This window comes from Tropicimonas aquimaris (assembly GCF_042676185.1).
GTDB classification, from domain to species: domain Bacteria; phylum Pseudomonadota; class Alphaproteobacteria; order Rhodobacterales; family Rhodobacteraceae; genus Tropicimonas; species Tropicimonas aquimaris.
The window spans coordinates 46,864-66,025 of the sequence record NZ_JBHTJT010000050.1 but is presented as its reverse complement, the minus strand read 5'-3'; the positions used below and the strand labels follow the sequence as shown (position 1 = coordinate 66,025).

The window sequence follows — 19,162 nt, the reverse complement described above, 5'->3', positions numbered from 1 at the left end:
GTGAGGCTGCCATGCCCGGGGTGCGGCCGATGTGCGTGCGAAAACTCTCGCGCAGTCATCCCTCGGACGCTACCAAATGGGCAGGAGCCCCGCCCGCGCGGCGGGATGCGATGTCTGCACTTGGAAGATACGGAAAGGCGATACATGACCGACTTGACTGGGAAGGTGGCGCTCATCACCGGGGCCAGCCGCGGGATCGGCGCCGCTGCCGCGAGGATCTTTGCCGAGGCCGGCGCCAGCGTGGCGCTGGTATCGCGCAGCAACGAGGCTTTGGCCAGCCTGGCCGGCGAGATCGGGCAATCCGCGCTCGCGATCCCCTGCGAGGTCTCTCGCTATTGGGAAGTGCAGGCGGCGGTGAGCGCGACAGTGCAGACCTTCGGGCGGCTCGACGTGCTGATCAACAACGCGGGCGTCATAGAACCGATCACCCACCTCGCCGATGCCGATCCCGAAGCCTGGTGCCAGGCGATCGACATCAACCTGAAGGGGGTCTTTCACGGCATGCGCGCCGCGCTTCCGGTGATGCTGGATCAGGGCACCGGCAGCGTGCTGACCGTCAGTTCGGGTGCTGCGCATGGGCCAGTTGAGGGCTGGAGCGCCTATTGCGCCTCCAAGGCCGGGGCGGCGATGCTGACGCGCTCGCTCGACAAGGAATACGCCCATCTCGGCATTCGCGCGATCGGGCTGTCGCCGGGAACGGTGCAGACCGAGATGCAGCGGGTCATAAAGGACAGTGGTGTCAACCCGGTCAGCAAGCTGGATTGGAACGACCACATCCCGCCGGAATGGCCGGCGAAGGCGCTTCTGTGGCTGTGCGGGGTCGAGGCCGACGAGTTCGTCGGGCAGGAGGTCAGCCTGCGCGACGAGGACATTCGCCGCCGGGTTGGGCTGGTCGAATGATCGCCGTCGACAAGCAGGATGCCGTCTGGACCCTGCGCCTCAACCGGCCGGACAAGGCCAATTCGCTGACCCGTGAGATGCTGCGCGAGATCGAAAGCATCACCGCAGAGGCCGAGCAGGTGGGCATCGCCGCGCTGGTTCTGACCGGCGATGGCAAGGTGTTTTCCGCCGGCGCCGACCTCGAAGAAGCGCGCGCGGGGCTGGCAACGGCCGGGGTGTGGGAACGGGTCAGCGCGCGGATCGCCGGCTTGCCCTGCCTGACCGTCGCGGCGTTGAACGGCACTCTCGCGGGCGGCGCTTTCGGCATGGTGCTGGCCTGCGACATCCGGATCGCCGTGCCGCAGGCAAAGTTCTTCTACCCGGTTATGAAGCTCGGCTTTCTGCCGCAGCCATCGGATCCGCGGCGGATGGCGGCGCTGATCGGGCCGGCCCGCACCCGGATGATTCTGATGGCCAGCCAGAAGATCGACGCCGAGACGGCGCTGGCCTGGGGACTCGTGGACCGATTGGTCGAGCCGGAGGTGCTGGCCGCCGCGGTCGAGGAGCTGACCGAAGCGGTGCGCGCGGCGCCGGCGGAGATTCGCGCCGGCATCAAGGGGATGATCCCGGGCTGACGGCCCGGGATTGACGAGCCTTGCTTCAGACCGTCGGGCGCGCCTTGAGGGAGTCGCGGATCTCGATCAGGATGTCCTTTTCCGTAACCGGCGGCTCTTCGGGGGCCTCTTCCTTTTCAGCGGCAGTCATTTCCTTCACGCGGTTCACGCCCTTGATCATCAGGAAGACGACCCAGGCGACGATCAGGAAGTTGATGACGGCCATGATGAAGTTGCCATAGGCAAAAGTCGCGGCGCCTTCGCCTTCGCCGAGGCGGAAACCGAGGCCGGAGAAATCCATGCCGCCGGTGAACAGGCTGATGATCGGGTTGATGAGATCCTCGACCAGCGAGGTGACGATTGCGGTGAAGGCGGCGCCGATGATGATGCCGACGGCCATGTCCATGACGTTGCCGCGGGCGATGAATGTCTTGAATTCGTTGAGCATGGGGATGCTGTCCTTGTGTCGCGTTCTCCCGTCTCCGCGGGGTGCACGCCGTATGCACGAGGTGCGGCGTGCTGTCACTCCTTAGTATTGCCTATATGGTCAACGACTACGGCGCTTGCCGGGCGTGCGCGAATGGAACTCCGGTGGCCGTTTCGCGACCCAAGAGATGAACCTGGCAAGCCTCGGGTGGGCGCGCAACGCCGCCATCATGCAGTAGTTCCGAGCAAGTTCGGTCTCGGTCAGCGTGGCGTGGATCTCGTTGTGGCAGATCTGGTGGAGCAGCACCGTCGGTCCGCCCTTGCCGCCGCGCAGTTTAGGGGTCAGGTGGTGCAGGCTCTGCCGCACCCCCGGCGGGATCGGGCGGTCGCAGAGCGGGCAGATCGGCGTGGTCGGGTCGGTGTCGCTTTGCTCCGGCATGGCGGTCGTTCCTGGTCTGGGCCTTCGGGCGCGCTGGCCCCGGCTTGCGGCGGACGCCGCGCTGCAGGAAGATGGCGCGCAAGGCAGGGCGGGGCAAGGCAGCGACATGGAAGAGGTGCAGGCACTGGTCGTGGGCGCGGGGCCCGCGGGGCTGATGGCGGCCGAGGCGATCGCGAACAGCGGCGTGCCCGTCATGGTGACCGAGGCCAAGCCCTCGATCGGGCGCAAGTTCCTGATGGCCGGAAAATCCGGCCTGAACCTCACCAAGGACGAAGACCCGGAGATCTTTCTCGCCGCCTATGGGCCGGCCGCGCCGCTGCTGGCGCCGATGCTGGCGGAGTTCGGTCCGCGCGAGGTCTGCGATTGGGCCGAGGCCCTTGGCCAGCCCGTCTTCACCGGCACTTCCGGCCGGGTCTTTCCGGTGGCGATGAAGGCCTCCCCGTTGTTGCGCGCCTGGGCCGCACGGCTGACGGGCAAGGGCGTGACGCTGCGCACCCGCTGGCGCTGGCGCGGCTGGGAGGGCGGTGCGGCGGTGTTCGATACGCCGGACGGGGGGCGGCAGTTGAAGGCTGCGCGCACCGTTCTGGCGCTCGGCGGCGCGAGTTGGGCCCGGCTCGGCTCCGACGGGGCATGGGCGCCCTGGCTGGAAGCGGCGGGTGTCGGCCTCGCGCCCTTCGCGCCGGCCAACGCGGGGCTGGTGGTCGAATGGTCGGCGCCGATGGCCCGGCATTTCGGGGCGCCGGTCAAGGGCATCGCCCTCAGCGCTGGCGACGTCCGGTCGCGCGGCGAATGCGTTGTGTCGGGGCGCGGGCTGGAGGGCAGCGGCGTCTACACTGTCTGCCGACCGGTGCGCGAGGGGGCGGCGCTGATGCTGGACCTGTTGCCCGACTGGACCCTCGAGAAGGTGGCGGAGCGGTTGGCACGGCCCCGCGGACGCCAGAGCCTGGGCAACCACCTGCGCAAGGCGCTGCGGCTCGATCCGGTGAGCCAGGCGCTGCTGATGGAATTCGCCCTCCCGCTGCCGGAGGCGCCGGAGGCGCTCGCCCGCGTGGTCAAGGCGCTGCCGGTGCGCCACGCCGGTTTGCGTCCGCTCGACGAGGCGATCTCGACCGCCGGTGGCGTGCGCTGGTCCTCGGTCGACGCGGGACTGGCGCTGACGGCCCTTCCCGGCGTCCATGTCGTCGGCGAGATGCTGGACTGGGAGGCCCCGACCGGGGGCTACCTGCTCACGGCCTGCCTCGCGACCGGCCGCTGGGCCGGGCGGGCTGCGGCCGGGATGTGACCTCGCAGCGCCGGATCAGCGCGCCATCGCGCGCTTCAGGGCCGGACGCTGCCGCAGCCGCTCCAGATATTCGGCAAGCCGGGGCTCGGTGATCGGGAAGCCGGCGACATCGGCCCAGTTGCCGCAATGGGTCAGGATGATGTCTGGCACCGTCATCGTCTCGCCCATCAGGAACGGCCCCTCCGCCATCCGGGCCACCAGCGTCTTCTGGCTCTGCTCGAACTCCCATTTCAGGCTGCGCTTGATGGCGCCCTCGCGGAACTGCTCCGGAAGGATGAAGCTGTGGCGAGCGGCCATCCAGAGCGCGGCGTCGAACTCGTCGAGCAGGAACTGGGTCATGCTGTCCTGCCGCGCGCGGTCGAGCGTGCCGGCGGGGAAGGTCAGCGAGCCGTGGCGATCCCCCAGAAAGGCGAGGATCGCGGTCGAATCGGTCACCGGCGTTCCGTCCACCACCAGCACCGGAACCTTCCCGGCAGGGTTCACCGCGATCACGTCCTCGGAGCGCGGCGGGGCGCCCACGTGCTCATAGTCGAGGCCGAGTTCCTCCAGCATCCAGAGCACGCGCAGCGCGCGACTCCGAACGTTGCCGATCACCGTGTACATTCTGCCTTGTCCTCCCCCGGGGCATTCCTTTGGGCCACGCTTGCACGGCGCGACAGGAGGGTAAAGCCCTTGGGAGACAGGGTCAGAGCCGGGCGCTGCGCAGCATCGCCAGGCGGATGAAAAGCCGCTCCACCAGCGCCATCTGCGGCGCGGTCTGGCCGGCGGAGCGCAGGGCGAGGTCGGTGTCGACGAGCAGCGGCAGGGCGCGTTCGAGCCGCGGCATGCCCCAGTCCTGCGCCTGCCGGATCATCCTGTCCCGTCGCGGGCCAAAGACCGGCGGGCGCTGCCGCGAGAGCCCGGCGGCCGGCCCCTTCGGATCCGCGGAAGCGGCGTGCAGGGCGCGGAAATGGCGGGACGCCGCGATGATCAGGCCGACAGGGGATTCGCCCTGTCCTGAGAGCTTCTGCATCAGCGGGCCGATCTGGTTGGCCTTGCCCTCGGCGACGGCGTGCAGGATGTCGTCGGTCGCGGCCTCGATCGTGGCCGGGGCAAGCTCCGCCACCTCCGCGCTGGACAGGGGCGCGGTGTCGTCGATCTTGTAGAGCGCGATCTTCTCCAGCGTCTGGCGGAAATCGCCGGGATCGAGCGCGCGGGCGAGGGCTTCGAGATCGCCCATCGCCTCGGGAGCCACCTGGGCCAGCCCGGCGCGCTTCAGCTCCGCCTCGATCTCGGCGCGGCTCGGCGGGTCGTCGTAGATTGCGGCGGAAAATGCGTTGCCCGCGCCTTCGAACAGCTTGCGCAGCTTCGAGCGGGCCGGAAGCTGCCCGGCGGTGGCGACGATCATCGCATCGCCCTCCCGCCACTCCTCGAGCGCCGCCTCGAAGGCCGAGGCGTTGCCGTCGCCGGCCTCGTCGACCAGCACCACGCGCGGGCCGGGAAAAAAGCCGACGGCCTTGGCCGCGTCGATCAGCGCCGCAGGGTCGCGCCGGAGCTCGGCGCCGGAGAGCCGGGTCAGCCGCATCTCCTCCTCACCCGCGGGGCCGATCAGCGCGCCGACCATGTCCTGCCGCTTCAGCGCGACGCGCATGGCGTCGTTGCCGTAGATCAGGATGCCGGCGCGGCGCGGGTCGGGCTTGGCGAAAAAGGCTGTGGCGTCGCGGGGCGAAAGTTTCACGGCTGCCAGCTTCCGGCTGTGGCAAGCAGCTGCGACACGGTCTGGTCGGCGAGGATCACCATCAGCCGCTCGCTGGCGTTCTTCTCCGAGGCGCGGGTCGCGACGGTGGTGCCGATCGCGGAATAGGAGGTGAAGCTTTCGGTCCGCCCGGAGGTCAGCACGGCGCCGCTCGCGCGGTCGGTCACGGTGAACCGGACCTCCCCGGAGAGGTTGTAGCGCAGCGTTTCCTGGTCGGATGTCACCGCCAGCCCGTCGGTCTCGGTCGTGATCGAATAGGTCAGCAGGTAGGGTGCGGCATCGCTGGTCCGCCCCAGCCGGTCCTCGAACTGGACGACGAAGGCGTATTCCTCGGTCGAGCTCGGCGCCTCGGCGAGGATCTGGTTGCGGAGCGCGTCGGCGCTGCCGCCGGGCGCATAGGCCGGCGTGAACCCGCAGGCCGCGAGCCCGCCGGTGACGGCGAGCGCGGCCAGCAGGGCTCTGCGATCAGGCGACCACATTGACGATCCGCCCCGGCACCACGATCAGCTTCTTGGGCTGGCCGCCGTCCAGCGCCTTGACGACCGCGTCATGCGCCAGGACCAGCGCCTCCACCGTGGCCTTGTCGGCGTCCTTGGCGACCTCGATCTCGCCGCGCCGCTTGCCGTTGATCTGGATCGGCAGGGTGACGGTGTCCTCCACCAGCATCGCGGGGTCGGCCTTGGGCCAGGGCGCGCGGGCCACCAGCCCCTCGCCGCCCAGCATCGACCAGACTTCCTCCGCCAGATGCGGGGTCATCGGCGACATGAGCTGCGCCATCACGCGCATCGCCTGCGCCCTGGCGCCGGCGCTCGCCTTGGACTTGGCGATGGTGTTGGTGAAACCGTAGAGCTTGGCGATCGAGGTGTTGAAGGCGAAGCCCTCGATCCCCTCGGTCACGTCGGCGATCGCTCGGTGCGTGGCGCGCTCCAGCGCGGTGTCCTCGGCCCCGCCCTCCGGCGCACCGGCCTCCTTCAACTCGAAGGCGATTCGATAGACCCGGCCCAGGTGCTTGAACGCGGCCTCGGCGCCGGCGGCCGTCCATTCCACGTCGCGCTCCGGCGGGCTGTCGGACATGACGAACCACCGGGCGGTGTCGGCGCCGTAGCTGGCGACGATCTCGACCGGGTCGACCACGTTCTTCTTGGACTTCGACATCTTGGCGGAGGGGACGACCTCGACCGCTTCCCCCGTTGCCTTCACGACAACGACGGCCTCGGCCCGCTCCACCTCTTCGGGAAGGTGATAGACCGGACGGCCGTTCTCGTCGCGGGTCAGGTAGATCTCGTGGGTCACCATGCCCTGCGTGAACAGCGCCTCGAAGGGCTCCTTGCTCTTCTCCGGCAGGTGGCCGGTCAGGTGCATGGCGCGGGCGAAGAAGCGCGAGTAGAGCAGGTGCAGGATCGCGTGCTCGATGCCGCCGATATACTGGTCGACGTTCATCCAGTAGTCGGCTTCCTCGGCGATGGTCGGTGTGTCGGCATGAGGCGCGGTGAAGCGCGCGAAGTACCAGGACGAATCGACGAAGGTGTCCATCGTGTCGGTCTCGCGCTTCGCCGGTGCGCCGCAGCTCGGGCAGGGCACGTCGCGCCAGGTCGGGTGACGGTCCAGCGGGTTGCCGGGCAGGTCGAAGCTCACGTCGTCGGGCAGGCGCACGGGCAGGTTCTCGCGCTTCTCGGGCACCACGCCGCAGGCGGAGCAATGCACCACCGGGATCGGGCAGCCCCAGTAGCGCTGCCGCGACAGGCCCCAGTCGCGCAGGCGGAACTTGGTCACGCCGCGGCCGACGCCGGCCGCCTCGCAGGCCGCGATGGCGGTGTCGATTCCCTGCTCGCCGGTCTGCAGCTCGTCTCCTGCAAAGCCTTTGACGTAGCGAACCTTTTCGGACTTCATAGGGACATATGCCTCGCCACCCGCTTCTGGCGCGACGAAATCCGCGGCGGGGTCGACAGGGGCGTAGGTGGAGGTGACCGGCAGGTCGTACTTGCGGGCGAACTCGAGGTCGCGCGCGTCATGCGCCGGGCAGCCGAAGATCGCCCCCGTGCCGTAGTCCATCAGGATGAAGTTGGCGATGTAGACCGGCAGCTCCCAGGCGGTGTCGAACGGGTGACGGACCCGGAGGCCGGTGTCGAATCCCTTCTTCTCGGCCTTCTCCAGCTCTTCCTCCGAGGTGCCCATGCGCCGGCACTCGGCACAGAAGGCGGCAATGTCGGGATTGTCCTTCTCCAGCGCCTTGGCCAGAGGGTGATCCGGCGAGATGCCGACGAAGCTCGCGCCCATCAGCGTGTCGGGACGGGTGGTGTAGACCTCCACGCGGTCGTGGCTCGCAGGGCCGTCGATCAGCGAAAAGGCGAACTGCAGGCCGCGGCTCTTGCCGATCCAGTTGGCCTGCATCAGGCGCACCTTCTCGGGCCAGTTCTCCAGCCCGTCCAGCGCCTCCAGCAGTTCCTCGGCGAAATCGGAGATGCGGAAGAACCACTGGGTCAGCTCCCGCCGTTCCACCAGCGCGCCGGAACGCCAGCCGCGCCCCTGCTCGACCTGCTCGTTGGCCAGCACGGTCATGTCGACGGGATCCCAGTTGACCACGGCGGCCTTGCGGTAGATCAGCCCCGCGTCCAGCATGTCAATGAACATGCGCTGCTGCTGGGCATAGTATTCCGGGTCGCAGGTCGCGAATTCGCGGGACCAGTCGATCGACAGCCCCAGCGGCTTCATCTGGTCGCGCATGTCGGCGATGTTGGAATAGGTCCAGTCCTTCGGGTGGCCGCCCGAGGCCATCGCCGCGTTCTCTGCCGGCATCCCGAAGGCGTCCCAGCCCATCGGGTGCAACACGCTGAATCCGCAAGAGGATTTGTAGCGCGCGATGACGTCGCCCATGGTGTAGTTGCGCACGTGCCCGATGTGGATCCGGCCGGAGGGATAGGGGAACATCTCCAGCACGTAATACTTGGGCTTGGCAGGATCGCGCACCGCTGCGAAGCAGCCGGCCTCGTCCCAGGCCGCCTGCCACTTCGGTTCGATCTCGGACGGGTTCAGGCGGGACATCGCGCTACCTCGGCTCACGTATCAATTGGCGTTGCGCGGCTTGATAAGCGCCGCGCAGCCCATCGTCCAGAGCGCGATTGTGCGGGGATCAGAGCGCCGAGTGGGCGATCCGGATCTGGCGGGCATGCGACAGGATCGCATCCTCGACGGCGCGGACGGTGTCCGCATCAACCGGGCCGGACCGCGAGACCAGCGACACCTTCAGCGAGCGGGCGTCGAGCGCGGGGTCGGTGACGTAGACAGTGGCGCGATAGGCCCGGCTGCCGCCCGGAGGCGTGCCATAGCCGAAGACGATCACGCCCGAGAACGGGTCGACTCGTTCGATCGGCAGGAAATTCAGGACATTGAGCGAGGCCTGCCAGAGATAGCGATTCACCTCGAGCGTGACATTGGGATTGTCTACACCAACGAACAGGTCCCAGATCGTCTCGCGCTCGTTGCCGTCTTCGTCGAGCGCGGGGTTGAATTCGTCGGGCAGGTTGGACGAGGGCGCGGGATTGTCGAGCGGATTGCCGCTGCAGGCTCCCAGCAGGCCCAAAAGGCCCAATGCAGCGGCGGTCCGTATCACGCGCTGAAAGGTCATGCCGTATCTGCCCTCATTCTCAATTCCCGGAAGGTCTAGCCGAGCGGCCCGAGGCTCACAAGTCCTTAGGCGGCAGGCAGGGTTTCGGCACTGTGGCAAAGCTGCACCAAATCTGGGAGCGTGCCCGGGCGATTGCATCGTCGCCTTGCAATCATGGGGCCATAGAGCGAGACAGTTGCGCATACCCATCTCGGACTTCCGGGTTGTGGTGAACTTTTGAGATACACGAGGGAAAACGATGAAAAAGATCCTTCTCGCTTCGACAGCTCTGGTCGCCTTCGCTGGCGCCGCGGCTGCGAACGACAACATCACGCTCTCCGGCTCGGCCGAAATGGGTGTGGCCGGCAGCGGCGGCGACATCGATCGCGAAGTTGGCTACATTCAGAGCATCGATGTCCGCTTTGCAATGTCGGCTGAAACCGATGGCGGCCTGGCCTTCGGCGGCACCATCGACCTGGAAGACGCGATGGACATCGCTGCTTCTGGCTCCGACTCCGCTGACGTCAAAGGCTATGCTGACTTCACCGTCTTCATTTCCGGCGAGTTCGGCACCGTGACCATGGGCGACACCGACGGCGCTCTGGACTGGGCCCTTCAGGATCCGGCGGCGGTTGGCTCCCCCGGCACCATCGCGGACGACGAAACCGCGCACTTCGGTCGCCAGGACACCTACCTCGACGGTGACTACGACGGTCAGATCCTGCGTTACGACTACTCCTACGGTGACTTCGGCTTCGCCGTGTCGCTGGAGATGGACGGCGCGAACGACGCCGAGCTCGACGCTGAAGACCGTGACCGTTACGACCCGCTCTGGGCCGTTGGTGCACGTTGGAACCCGGAACTCGGTGCCGGTACCCTCAAGCTCGGCATCGGCTACCAGGCCGGCGACGAAGGCGGCGTGACCTTCGGTTCCGACGACGTGAACATCACCGTTCCGTTCGGTCAGGACGCCACCGTCTGGGGTCTCTCCGGTGCCTATGAAATGGACAACGGCTTCTCCATCGGTGCCGTGTACTCCGATTGGGACAGCAACGAGCTGAAAGACGGTTACCACTGGGCCATCGGTGGTGGCTTCAGCTGGGAAGCCTTCAGCATCTCTGCCAACTACGGTGAGCACTCCTTCGAGGCCAAAGGTGGCGGCGACGTCGACACCTCCGGCTGGGGTCTGGCCATGGGCTACGACCTCGGTGGCGGCCTGTCGGTTCTGGCCGGCTACGGCTCCTCCGACGCGAAAGCCAAAGGCTTCGACGACGACGACGCCACCAGCAATGGCGATATCGACTGGGACTCCTACTCGCTGGGTCTGTCGATGTCCTTCTGATCTCCGGATCGGATAGAATTGAGGGAAGAGCGGGCATTCGCCCGCTCTTTTCTTTTGAGGGCACACGCGCGATAGCTTGACCAGTCAAGCCTGAACGGATCGCCCATGCTTCCTCTGAACCCTTCCCGAATCCCCACTGAATTCAAACGCGCGCAGGAACTGCAACGCAGTGGCCAGTTCGAGAAGGCAAAAGCCATATTGACGGCCATTGCCGATGTCGCACCGCGGCTGCCGGAGGTTCCCTTCCAACTGGGAAGGATCGCGTTTGCCCAGGGCGATATCGACGGGGCGCTGGACTACCTCGAGCAGGCAAGGCGCCTCAAGCCGGCTGAGCCCGGCATCCTGTCAGCGATGACGATGGTGCTGTCGGCTGTCGATCGGGACAAGGATGCGGTCGCCCTCTACGACGACGCGATCGCGACTCACCCGACGGTGGAGAACCTCCGCATCGACAGGGCGTTCCTGCTGCAGCGCATGGGAGAGATCGACCGGGCCGACAGGGAGCTGCGCCGCGTTCTCAAGAAGTCTCCGCTTCGCGGCGACGTCTACCGGATGCTCGTGGTTCCCAAGAAGGTGAAAGCCGACGATCCGGTGATCCGGATGATGGAGCAGGCCCATGCCGACCCCAGGGTGAAGGGCGCCAACCGGGTGCAGCTGCAGTTCGCACTGGCCAAGGCGATGGAAGACACCGGCCAGACGAAGCGGGTCTTCACCTATCTGACGCCGGCCAACAAGGCGACGAAGGATCTCTACAAGTATGATGTCTCGGAACGGCGGGACGAGGTCGAGGCCCTGATCGACGCCTTTTCCGGGCATGATTTCACACCCACTACCCCGCCCAGCGAGGACTTTGCGCCAATCTTCGTTACGGGGCTTCCGCGGTCGGGCACAACACTCGTCGAGCAGGTTCTCGCCAGCCATTCGCAGGTCACCGCCGCGGGCGAGCAAGCCATCGCGCCGCGGATCTGCCTTGGCGTCCTCGGAATGCCGAAGACCGGGTTTCGGCCGGCAGCAGAGCTTTCCGGCGCCGAAATCGAGGACATCGGGAAGGCCTACCAGGACGCCATCCGCAAGGCCGTCGCCTTCGGCCGCGTGGTCACCGACAAGGGGATCCAGTCCCATCTGTTCATGGGGCTGTTGAAGCAGGCCATTCCGTCGGCCCGATTCGTCGTTGTTCGCCGGGATCCGCGGGACCTTCTCTTCTCGATCTACAAGAACCAGTTCAAGCCGGGCACGCACCGCTATGCCTATGACCTGGAGGACCTTGCCGCCTATTACGCGACCTTCCTGCGGATGCTCGATTTCTGGCGCGAGGCGCTGCCTGGGGGCTTCCACGAGATCAGCTACGAGGCGCTGGTCGCCGATCCCGAGGCCGAGAGCCGGGCGCTCGTGGCCGCGGCGGGGTTGGAGTGGGATGACGCCTGCCTGGATTTTCACGCCGGGAAGCGGGAGGTGAAGACCTTGTCGATTGGCCAGGTGCGCCAGCCGATCTACACGACCTCGGCGCGGGCCTGGGAGAAATACGAAACCGAGCTCGCACCGCTGACGGCGGCGCTGGAGCGGGAAGGGGTGCTGTAACATGGGGCTGGACGACATCCGCAAACGGATCGCAAAGGCGGAGGCCGAGGCGGGCCGGCCGGCCGACAGCACGACGCTGATCGCGGTCTCCAAGGTGCAGCCGCTGGAGCGGGTGGAGGCGGTGCTCGAGGCCGGGCACCGGGTCTTTGGCGAGAACCGGGTGCAGGAGGCGCAGGGCAAGTGGCCGGCCTTCCGCGAAAGGTTCGACGGGGTCGAGCTGCACCTGATCGGGCCGCTGCAGACCAACAAGGCGCGGGTGGCGCTGGAGCTGTTCGACGCGATCCATACGCTCGACCGCCCCAAGCTCGCCACCACGCTGGCGCGGCTGGCGCAGGAGATGGGGCGCTGCCCGCCGCTCTTCATCCAGGTCAACACCGGCGAGGAACCGCAGAAGGCCGGCGTGCTGCCGGCGGAGGCCGATGCCTTCGTGGCCGAGGCGCGGGCGCTGGACCTGCCGGTTCAGGGGCTGATGTGTATCCCGCCGGTGGAGGAGGAGCCGAGCCTGCATTTCGCGCTGCTCGCCAAGATCGCGGCGCGCAACGGACTCGACGGGCTGTCGATGGGGATGAGCAGCGACTTCGAGAGCGCCATCGCGTTGGGGGCAACGCATGTCCGCGTCGGCTCGGCAATCTTCGGCGAGCGCGATTACGGCTAGGTCGCCGCGACCGGCGCCATCCTGGAAGTTCAGGGAACGATGAGCCGGGTGCCGGGCGCGGCCCGGAGGGCGATCCAGGCGAGGTGATCGCGGCGAAAGGCGATGCAGCCTTCGGTGGGGTGGCGCGGTTTGCGCCAGTTGTGCAGGAAGATCGCGGAGCCGTGGCCAGGCGTGGCCACCGGCCAGTTCCAGTCCGTCGTCAGGACGATATCGTAGAGCGGATCGGCGCGGCGCAGGCGCTCATGGCTGAAAGCGTGCGGTGCCCGGACATGGGTGTTGTAGGCCGGATCCGCGGGATCGTCGGACCACAGGTCGCCCGGGCCGATGGGCCTGGCCCAGGGGGCCGGCGGCAGGAGCCGGTCGGGGCGATAATAGAGCCCCGCAATGCGGTGGATGCCTCGCGGCGTGGCGCCGTCGCCTTCACGTTTGTCGGCGCGGAGCCCGCTCTTACCGATGGCGGCGGGAAAGGTGCGGCCCATAAAGCGGATGCCGCGCGGGGTCAGCACGAGGTCCTGAGGGGTCACAGCAGGTGACCCGACTTCGCGGCCTTGGTGGCGAGATAGGCGGCGTTCTCGCGGGTGTGGCCGACCTTGAGCGGCACACGCTCGGTGACGTCGATCCCCTGGGCCTGCATCATCGCTATCTTTGCGGGGTTGTTGGTCATCAGCCGGACCGAGGCAAAACCCAGCTCCCGCAGCAAGGCCGCGCCGATCCGGAAGTCGCGCTCATCGTCCTCGAAGCCGAGCCGGTGGTTGGCCTCCACGGTGTCGAACCCCTGGTCCTGCAGGCTGTAGGCCCGCATCTTGTTGGCAAGCCCGATGCCGCGCCCTTCCTGGTTGAGATAGAGCAGAACGCCGGCCCCTTCCTCGCCCATCGCGGCGAGCGCGGCGTGGAGTTGCGGGCCGCAGTCGCACTTGAGCGAGCCGAGGATGTCCCCGGTGAAACAGGCGGAATGCAGCCGGGCTAGGACCGGTTTCGCGCGGTCGGGCTGCCCGATCTCCACGGCATAGTGTTCCTCGCCGCCGTCGCCGGGGCGAAAGATGTGCAGCCGCCCGGCCCGGGCCAGCGCCATCGGCAGGCGGGCGGAGACGACCTCTTCGTACTGCGGGGCGCTCGAAGGGGCGCCGTCGGAAAACAGGTCGAGGATGGTCAGGTTCGAGGTGATCGCGACGGACAGGTCGGGCAGGGGGCGCACCAGGACCGCCGGAAGCAGCCGCGCCTCCTTGGCCAGCGCGATGGCGGCGCGATGCAGCGTGGCCGGGCTGTCGCGCTCGGTGCGGAACGGGCCCTTCATCGGGTCGGTCAGGTCATCGGCCGGATCGGCCACAGACTGCGCCCAGGTAAGCGAGGCATCCTTCGGCAGGGCAATCCGCGCCAGGTCTCCGTCGTAGGCGCGCGCCTTGAGGGTCTCGGCCCGGCGAGCGGTGATGGCGAGGGTCGCGCCCGGTTCGGCGGTCATCTCGGCAAATCGTTCCGGCGAGAGGCATTCGACGGCGGCGACAAGCGCTACGCTGTCGCCGTCTCGCAGGCAGACCGGAACCCCGATGCGCAGGTCGGCGCGCGCGCGGGCACGGCGTTCGGCGGGGGAGGGGGCAAGGGTCATGGCGGCTCGTTTTGTCTGGGGCGGAGCGTTAGCACGTTCCCCGGAGGCCCGGAAGCTGAAACAATCGGGCGGGTGTTGACACATCGCCGTGAGATCGCTGCAGCAAATCTTGCCGCAAAGGTCACCCGCCCGCATCTCCCGGTGAACACAAGGAGGCATACCCCATGGGCACGCTGAAGAAGATCCTGCTGGTAGACGACGAGGACGACCTGCGCGAGGCGCTGAGCGAGCAACTCGTGATGACCGAAGATTTCGACGTGTTTGAGGCCGGCAACGGCCACGAGGCGATGGAAAAGGTCAAGGCCGGGCTCTACGATCTGGTGATCCTCGACGTGGGGCTGCCCGATACAGACGGGCGTGAGCTTTGCCGGCTGATGCGCAAGCAGGGCGTGAAATGCCCGATCCTGATGTTGACCGGCCACGACAGCGACGCCGACACGATCCTCGGCCTCGATGCCGGTGCCAACGACTACGTTACCAAGCCGTTCAAGTTCCCGGTGCTGCTGGCCCGTATCCGCGCCCAGCTCCGCCAGCACGAGCAGTCCGAGGACGCCGTGTTCCAGCTTGGGCCGTATACCTTCAAGCCGGCGATGAAGATGCTGATCGACGAGAACGAGCGCAAGATCCGGCTGACCGAGAAGGAAACCAACATCCTCAAGTTCCTCTATCGCGCGACCGACGGCGTCGTGGCGCGCGATGTGCTGCTGCACGAGGTCTGGGGATATAACGCTGGAGTCACGACGCACACGCTAGAAACGCACATCTACCGGTTGCGCCAGAAGATAGAGCCTGATCCCTCGAACGCCCGACTGCTGGTAACCGAATCCGGCGGATATCGCCTCGTTGCGTGATCGTCGGCGTTAACACCTTCCGTGAAGGAAGTTGTTAACCTTGTCTGGATAGTCTCCCCTTGTCGCGTCGGGGTGATGGCGCGGCACCTCCCTGTTGGACTGGCCCGGGCTTCGGCCCGGGTCTTTTTCGTTTGTGGGGCGGGACGGCTGCGAGTAGGGTCGCGCCGCCTCAAGCGGAGACGACCCATGCCCCTCACCCTCGCCACCTGGAACATCAACTCCGTACGCCTGCGCGCCGGTCTCGTGGCGCGCCTGCTGCGCGACGAGGCTCCGGATATCCTGTGCCTGCAGGAGTGCAAGAGCCCTGTGGACAAGATCCCGGCCGAGGTTTTCACCGCGCTCGGCTACACCCACATGATCGCCCGCGGCCAGAAGGGCTACAACGGCGTGGCGATCCTGTCGAAACTGCCGATGGAGGACGTGGGCGACATGGACTTCGCGGAGCTCGGTCATGCGCGCCACGTCGCCGGACGGCTGGAAAACGGGGTGGTGATCCACAATTTCTATGTCCCCGCCGGCGGCGACAAGCCGGACAGGGAGATCAACGAGAAGTTCGGCCAGAAGCTCGACTACCTGACCGGGATGCGGGACTGGTTTCATTCGGAGCGCCCGGAAAAGGCGATCCTCGTGGGCGATCTGAACATCGCCCCGCGCGAGGATGACGTCTGGAACCACAAGCAGCTTCTGAAGGTGGTCAGCCATACACCGATCGAGGTCGAGCACCTGGCCGAGACGCAGGATGCGGGCGGCTGGGTGGACGTGACCCGGGCCGACATTCCCTCAGGCAATCTCTATTCCTGGTGGTCCTATCGCTCGCCCGACTGGGACACGGCGGACAAGGGGCGTCGGCTCGATCACGTCTGGGCGACGCCCGACATCTCGAACGCGGCACATTCCAGCCGGATCCTGCGGGACGTGCGCGGCTGGGAGCAGCCCTCAGACCACGCACCTGTATTCGCGACCTTCGATCTCTGAGACGCCGCCCTTGCAAGGTGTCGGGCGATGCGCCATCTAAACCGCAAAGACATGCAAGGAAGAGACCGATGCTGGAATTTGGCCAGACCCCCCCGCAGAGCGCCCCTGCCGGCCTGATCAAGGACGGCACCGAAGCCACCTTCATGCCCGACGTGATCGACGCCAGCCAGGAGGTGCCGGTCATCGTCGATTTCTGGGCGCCCTGGTGCGGGCCGTGCAAGACGCTCGGGCCGGCGCTGGAGGCTGCCGTAACGGCGGCCCGCGGCAAGGTGACGATGGTCAAGATCGACGTCGACCAGAACCAGCGGCTGGCGCAGATGCTCGCCCAGCAGGGGCTGCCGCTGCAGTCGATCCCGACGGTGGTCGCCTTCTACAAGGGCCAGGTGGCCGACATGTTCCAGGGCGCGCTGCCGCAGTCCGAGGTCAAGGCCTTCGTCGACCGCGTTGCCGCGCTGGCCGGTGACGGCGGGCTGGCGGAGGCGGTCGAGGCGGCCGAGGGCATGCTGAGCGAAGGCGCGGTCGTCGACGCGGCGCAGACCTTTGCAGCGATCCTCGGCGAGGACCCGTTGAATGCGGCTGCGTTCGGTGGCCTCGTGCGGTCGCACCTGGCGCTCGGAGAGACCGACAAGGCCGAGGCCCTGCTCGCCTCCGCCGCGCCCGAGATCGCCAAGGCCCCCGAGGTCGAGGCCGCCCGCGCCCAGCTCGAGCTGGCCAGGCAGGCGGCCAACGCCGGCCCGGTAGCGGAACTGCGCGCCGCCGTGGAGGCCGACGCCAACGACCATCAGGCCCGGTTCGACCTCGCCCAGGCGCTGCATGCCAATGGCGAGGTGGAACAGGCGGTGGCCGAATTGCTCGAACTGTTCCGCCGCGACCGGGAGTGGAATGACGGCGCCGCGAAGGCGCAGCTCTTCACGATATTCGATGCGCTCAAGCCGACCGACCCGGTGGTTCTCAACGGCCGCCGCAAACTCAGCTCGATGATATTTGCCTGACGGCGCGATCCGGCTACCTTGGTTGCATGATCTCCAGGACCGACCTGCCCGACACCATCGCTCTGTTCCCCCTGCCGGGGGCGTTGCTGCTGCCGCGTTCCCGGCTTCCGCTGCACATTTTCGAGCCGCGCTACCTGGCGATGCTCGATGACACGATGAAGACGGAGCATCGTCTGATCGGCATGGTGCAGCCGCGGGAGACCGAGGGCCTGCAGTCCATCGGCTGTGCCGGGCGCCTCACCGCCTTTTCCGAGACCGAGGACGGGCGGTACATGATCACCCTCACGGGGATCTCCCGCTTCCGCCTGATCGAGCAGGTCGAGGGCTTCACGCCTTATATCCGGGCCCGCGTCGACTGGAGCGATTTCACCCGCGATAGCGGCGCCACGGAGCGGGACGCGGGGTTCCGGCGTCAGCCGTTCCTCGACCTGCTGGCGCGTTTCATGGAAGACCGCGGGCTATCGACCGATTGGGACAGCCTGAAGGAGGCCGATGACGAGTTGCTGCTGAACTCGCTGTCGATGCTGCTGCCGTTCGATGTCGGCGACAAGCAGGCGTTGCTGGAGGCGCCGACGCTGGCCGACCGTCGGCAGACCCTGACGGCGCTGATGCAGTTCGCGCTGCATGCGGGCGACGATGGCGCGGAGGTGATGCAGTGAACGCGCGCCCCGAGGCCGAGCCCCGCGCCACGATTGTCGACCGCAAGATGCTGGAGGCGCTGGTCTGCCCGCAGACCAAGACGCTGCTTTCCTATGATGCGGAGCGGCAGGAGCTGGTCTCCCGGGCCGCGCGGCTGGCCTATCCGATCCGCGACGGGGTGCCGATCCTGGTGATCGACGAGGCGCGGCAGCTCGATTGAGCCCGGCCGGTCGCGTCAGGCCGGTCTTCCCTTGAGCAGGTTCGGCACGTCGCCCGACAGGCCGGCGGCCTCGCGGATGAAGGTGCGACGCAAGGCAGGGAGCTTGTCGATCACCCCCATGCCAATCCCGCGCGCCACCCGCAGGAGGGGATTGTCGTTCGAGAACAGCCGGTTGACCGCATCCATGCCAAGCGCCAGCGTGGCCCGGTCGAAGCTGCGCCAGGCCCGGTGACGCTCGAGCACGAGGATCGAGCCGATATCTTCGCCGCGCCGTCGCGCCTCTGCCAGCACCTGGGTCAGAGTGGCCACGTCCGCCAGCCCCTGGTTGAAGCCCTGTCCGGCGATCGGGTGCACGCCCTGCGCCGCATCCCCGATCAGCACCAGCCGGTCCTTCACCGTATGGTTGGCCATGGTCAGGTTGAGCGGGTAGGAGAAGCGTTTGCCGGCCAGCCGGATCTCCCCGAGGAAATCGCCGAAGCGCGGGCGCAGCGCCGCGAGGAAGCCGGCGTCGTCGAGGCCGGCGATATGGGCTGCGGCCTCGGGTGTCTCGGCCCAGACGATGGAGCTGCGGTTGCCGGGCAGCGGCAGGATCGCCAGAGGACCGTGCGGCATGAAGAACTGGTGCGCGGTGCCGTCATGCGGCTTTTCATGTTCCACGGCACAGACCAGCGCGGTCTGGCCGTAATCCCACCCCGTCCGCTGGATGCCTGCGCGAAGGCTTACGCCGCTCTTCCGGCCGTCGGCGCCGACCAGCAACAGCCCGGTCAGCGTATCGCCCGACGCTAGCGTGACGCGCGCCTCGGAGGGGGTGATCTGCTGGTCCACGACCGTTTCGCCGGGGCGGTGGGTGATCTTCGGTTCGGCCTCGATCGCCTCCAGCAGCGCGCGGCGCAGGTAGCGGTCCTCGAGGATGTAGCCCATCACGCCCTCGTCCAACTCGCCGTGGTCGAAGTGCATGGCAAACGGCAGCACGGGCCCCTCGCCGGGGCGGCCGTCGGTGGTGACGATGTTGCGGATCGGCTGGGCGTGCTCGGCGACCTTGTTCCAGATGCCGATGGCCGAGAGCAGTCGCTGCGAGGCGAGCGCCAGCGCATAGGAGCGCCCGTCGAATCCCGCGTCTGCCCGCGCCTCGGTGCTCAGCGCGTCGATCACGGTCGAGGTCATCCCGGCCTGGGCGCAGGCCAGCGCCAAGGCCGGCCCGTTAAGCCCGCCGCCGACGATCAGGAGGTCGCTGTCATGTGTCATCGCGGCAAGACATACCCCAGTCGTCGGGATTGTCCATGCGCTGCCCTGCCGCTAGGGTCCGTTTCGGCGAAATTCGGAGAACG

General features: G+C 67.5%; 21 protein-coding genes. 11 read left to right on the top strand and 10 right to left on the bottom strand.

The genetic code is table 11. The annotated features are described in order from the left end of the window. Window positions 1–144 precede the first annotated feature (144 nt). A complete protein-coding gene (locus ACFQ2S_RS20725) occupies window positions 145–900 on the top strand; it encodes an SDR family oxidoreductase (RefSeq protein WP_386077456.1) in 756 nt (251 codons plus the stop codon). Further along, a complete protein-coding gene (locus tag ACFQ2S_RS20720) occupies window positions 897–1,514 on the top strand; it encodes an enoyl-CoA hydratase/isomerase family protein (protein WP_386077453.1) in 618 nt (205 codons plus the stop codon). The genes ACFQ2S_RS20725 and ACFQ2S_RS20720 overlap by 4 nt, the downstream gene beginning before the upstream one ends. A 25-nt stretch (window positions 1,515–1,539) precedes the next feature. Here the strand turns inward: ACFQ2S_RS20720 and mscL are convergent, their stop codons facing one another. Further along, window positions 1,540–1,947 (bottom strand): large-conductance mechanosensitive channel protein MscL, encoded by a 408-nt coding sequence (gene mscL, locus ACFQ2S_RS20715; RefSeq protein ID WP_386077636.1) that lies wholly within the window; start codon window positions 1,945–1,947, stop codon window positions 1,540–1,542. Window positions 1,948–2,040: 93 nt separating this feature from the next. Further along, window positions 2,041–2,358 (bottom strand): HNH endonuclease, encoded by a 318-nt coding sequence (locus ACFQ2S_RS20710; protein WP_386077451.1) that lies wholly within the window; start codon window positions 2,356–2,358, stop codon window positions 2,041–2,043. Between the two features lie 106 nt (window positions 2,359–2,464). On the opposite strand from ACFQ2S_RS20710, the gene ACFQ2S_RS20705 reads away from it, so the two are divergent. After that, window positions 2,465–3,640 carry a TIGR03862 family flavoprotein gene (locus ACFQ2S_RS20705; RefSeq protein WP_386077634.1) on the top strand — a complete coding sequence of 392 codons (1,176 nt, stop codon included), beginning with the start codon at window positions 2,465–2,467 and terminating at the stop codon, window positions 3,638–3,640. A 15-nt stretch (window positions 3,641–3,655) separates the two neighbouring features. Here the strand turns inward: ACFQ2S_RS20705 and ACFQ2S_RS20700 are convergent, their stop codons facing one another. The 5 genes from ACFQ2S_RS20700 to ACFQ2S_RS20680 all read right to left on the bottom strand — a co-directional run bounded on the left by ACFQ2S_RS20700 (window position 3,656) and on the right by ACFQ2S_RS20680 (window position 9,000). After that, window positions 3,656–4,243 (bottom strand): glutathione S-transferase family protein, encoded by a 588-nt coding sequence (locus tag ACFQ2S_RS20700; protein ID WP_386077449.1) that lies wholly within the window; start codon window positions 4,241–4,243, stop codon window positions 3,656–3,658. Window positions 4,244–4,325: 82 nt separating this feature from the next. Then, window positions 4,326–5,357: a DNA polymerase III subunit delta gene (holA, locus tag ACFQ2S_RS20695; RefSeq protein ID WP_386077446.1), complete on the bottom strand. Its 1,032-nt coding sequence runs from the start codon at window positions 5,355–5,357 to the stop codon at window positions 4,326–4,328. Further along, the gene (gene lptE / locus ACFQ2S_RS20690; RefSeq protein ID WP_386077443.1) at window positions 5,354–5,854 is read right to left on the bottom strand and encodes an LPS assembly lipoprotein LptE; all 501 of its coding nucleotides are present in this window, start codon (window positions 5,852–5,854) and stop codon (window positions 5,354–5,356) included. The genes holA and lptE overlap by 4 nt, the downstream gene beginning before the upstream one ends. Beyond that, window positions 5,841–8,417 (bottom strand): leucine--tRNA ligase, encoded by a 2,577-nt coding sequence (leuS, locus tag ACFQ2S_RS20685; RefSeq protein ID WP_386077440.1) that lies wholly within the window; start codon window positions 8,415–8,417, stop codon window positions 5,841–5,843. Before leuS ends, lptE begins: the two co-directional genes overlap by 14 nt. Before the next feature lie 88 nt (window positions 8,418–8,505). Then, the gene (locus ACFQ2S_RS20680; RefSeq protein WP_386077438.1) at window positions 8,506–9,000 is read right to left on the bottom strand and encodes a DUF3576 domain-containing protein; all 495 of its coding nucleotides are present in this window, start codon (window positions 8,998–9,000) and stop codon (window positions 8,506–8,508) included. A gap of 238 nt (window positions 9,001–9,238) precedes the next feature. Between ACFQ2S_RS20680 and ACFQ2S_RS20675 the strand changes: the two genes are divergently transcribed. The 3 genes from ACFQ2S_RS20675 (at window position 9,239) to ACFQ2S_RS20665 (ending at window position 12,554) form a co-directional block, all read left to right on the top strand. Then, the gene (locus ACFQ2S_RS20675; protein WP_386077436.1) at window positions 9,239–10,321 is read left to right on the top strand and encodes a porin; all 1,083 of its coding nucleotides are present in this window, start codon (window positions 9,239–9,241) and stop codon (window positions 10,319–10,321) included. 105 nt (window positions 10,322–10,426) lie between these two features. Next, window positions 10,427–11,899: a tetratricopeptide repeat-containing sulfotransferase family protein gene (locus ACFQ2S_RS20670; protein ID WP_386077434.1), complete on the top strand. Its 1,473-nt coding sequence runs from the start codon at window positions 10,427–10,429 to the stop codon at window positions 11,897–11,899. Between the two features lies 1 nt (window position 11,900). Next, window positions 11,901–12,554, top strand: a complete 654-nt coding sequence (locus tag ACFQ2S_RS20665; RefSeq protein WP_386077433.1) for a YggS family pyridoxal phosphate-dependent enzyme — start codon at window positions 11,901–11,903, stop codon at window positions 12,552–12,554. A gap of 29 nt (window positions 12,555–12,583) precedes the next feature. On the opposite strand, the gene ACFQ2S_RS20660 is transcribed toward ACFQ2S_RS20665, so the two are convergent. Together ACFQ2S_RS20660 and ribA are read right to left on the bottom strand one after the other, a co-directional pair. After that, window positions 12,584–13,078: a L,D-transpeptidase family protein gene (locus ACFQ2S_RS20660; protein WP_386077431.1), complete on the bottom strand. Its 495-nt coding sequence runs from the start codon at window positions 13,076–13,078 to the stop codon at window positions 12,584–12,586. Then, the gene (gene ribA / locus ACFQ2S_RS20655; RefSeq protein ID WP_386077429.1) at window positions 13,075–14,157 is read right to left on the bottom strand and encodes a GTP cyclohydrolase II; all 1,083 of its coding nucleotides are present in this window, start codon (window positions 14,155–14,157) and stop codon (window positions 13,075–13,077) included. Before ribA ends, ACFQ2S_RS20660 begins: the two co-directional genes overlap by 4 nt. Window positions 14,158–14,321: 164 nt before the next feature. Between ribA and ACFQ2S_RS20650 the strand changes: the two genes are divergently transcribed. The 5 genes from ACFQ2S_RS20650 to ACFQ2S_RS20630 all read left to right on the top strand — a co-directional run bounded on the left by ACFQ2S_RS20650 (window position 14,322) and on the right by ACFQ2S_RS20630 (window position 17,834). Continuing rightward, the gene (locus ACFQ2S_RS20650; protein WP_089233873.1) at window positions 14,322–15,008 is read left to right on the top strand and encodes a response regulator transcription factor; all 687 of its coding nucleotides are present in this window, start codon (window positions 14,322–14,324) and stop codon (window positions 15,006–15,008) included. Between the two features lie 186 nt (window positions 15,009–15,194). Beyond that, window positions 15,195–15,983 (top strand): exodeoxyribonuclease III, encoded by a 789-nt coding sequence (locus tag ACFQ2S_RS20645; protein ID WP_386077427.1) that lies wholly within the window; start codon window positions 15,195–15,197, stop codon window positions 15,981–15,983. Between the two features lie 68 nt (window positions 15,984–16,051). Beyond that, the gene (locus tag ACFQ2S_RS20640) at window positions 16,052–16,975 is read left to right on the top strand and encodes a tetratricopeptide repeat protein (RefSeq protein ID WP_386077425.1); all 924 of its coding nucleotides are present in this window, start codon (window positions 16,052–16,054) and stop codon (window positions 16,973–16,975) included. A gap of 26 nt (window positions 16,976–17,001) precedes the next feature. Further along, window positions 17,002–17,634: an LON peptidase substrate-binding domain-containing protein gene (locus ACFQ2S_RS20635; RefSeq protein ID WP_386077423.1), complete on the top strand. Its 633-nt coding sequence runs from the start codon at window positions 17,002–17,004 to the stop codon at window positions 17,632–17,634. Between the two features lie 47 nt (window positions 17,635–17,681). Then, window positions 17,682–17,834 (top strand): Trm112 family protein, encoded by a 153-nt coding sequence (locus ACFQ2S_RS20630; protein WP_386077631.1) that lies wholly within the window; start codon window positions 17,682–17,684, stop codon window positions 17,832–17,834. Between the two features lie 15 nt (window positions 17,835–17,849). On the opposite strand, the gene ACFQ2S_RS20625 is transcribed toward ACFQ2S_RS20630, so the two are convergent. Continuing rightward, window positions 17,850–19,079 (bottom strand): UbiH/UbiF/VisC/COQ6 family ubiquinone biosynthesis hydroxylase, encoded by a 1,230-nt coding sequence (locus tag ACFQ2S_RS20625; RefSeq protein ID WP_386077421.1) that lies wholly within the window; start codon window positions 19,077–19,079, stop codon window positions 17,850–17,852. Window positions 19,080–19,162: the final 83 nt, after the last annotated feature.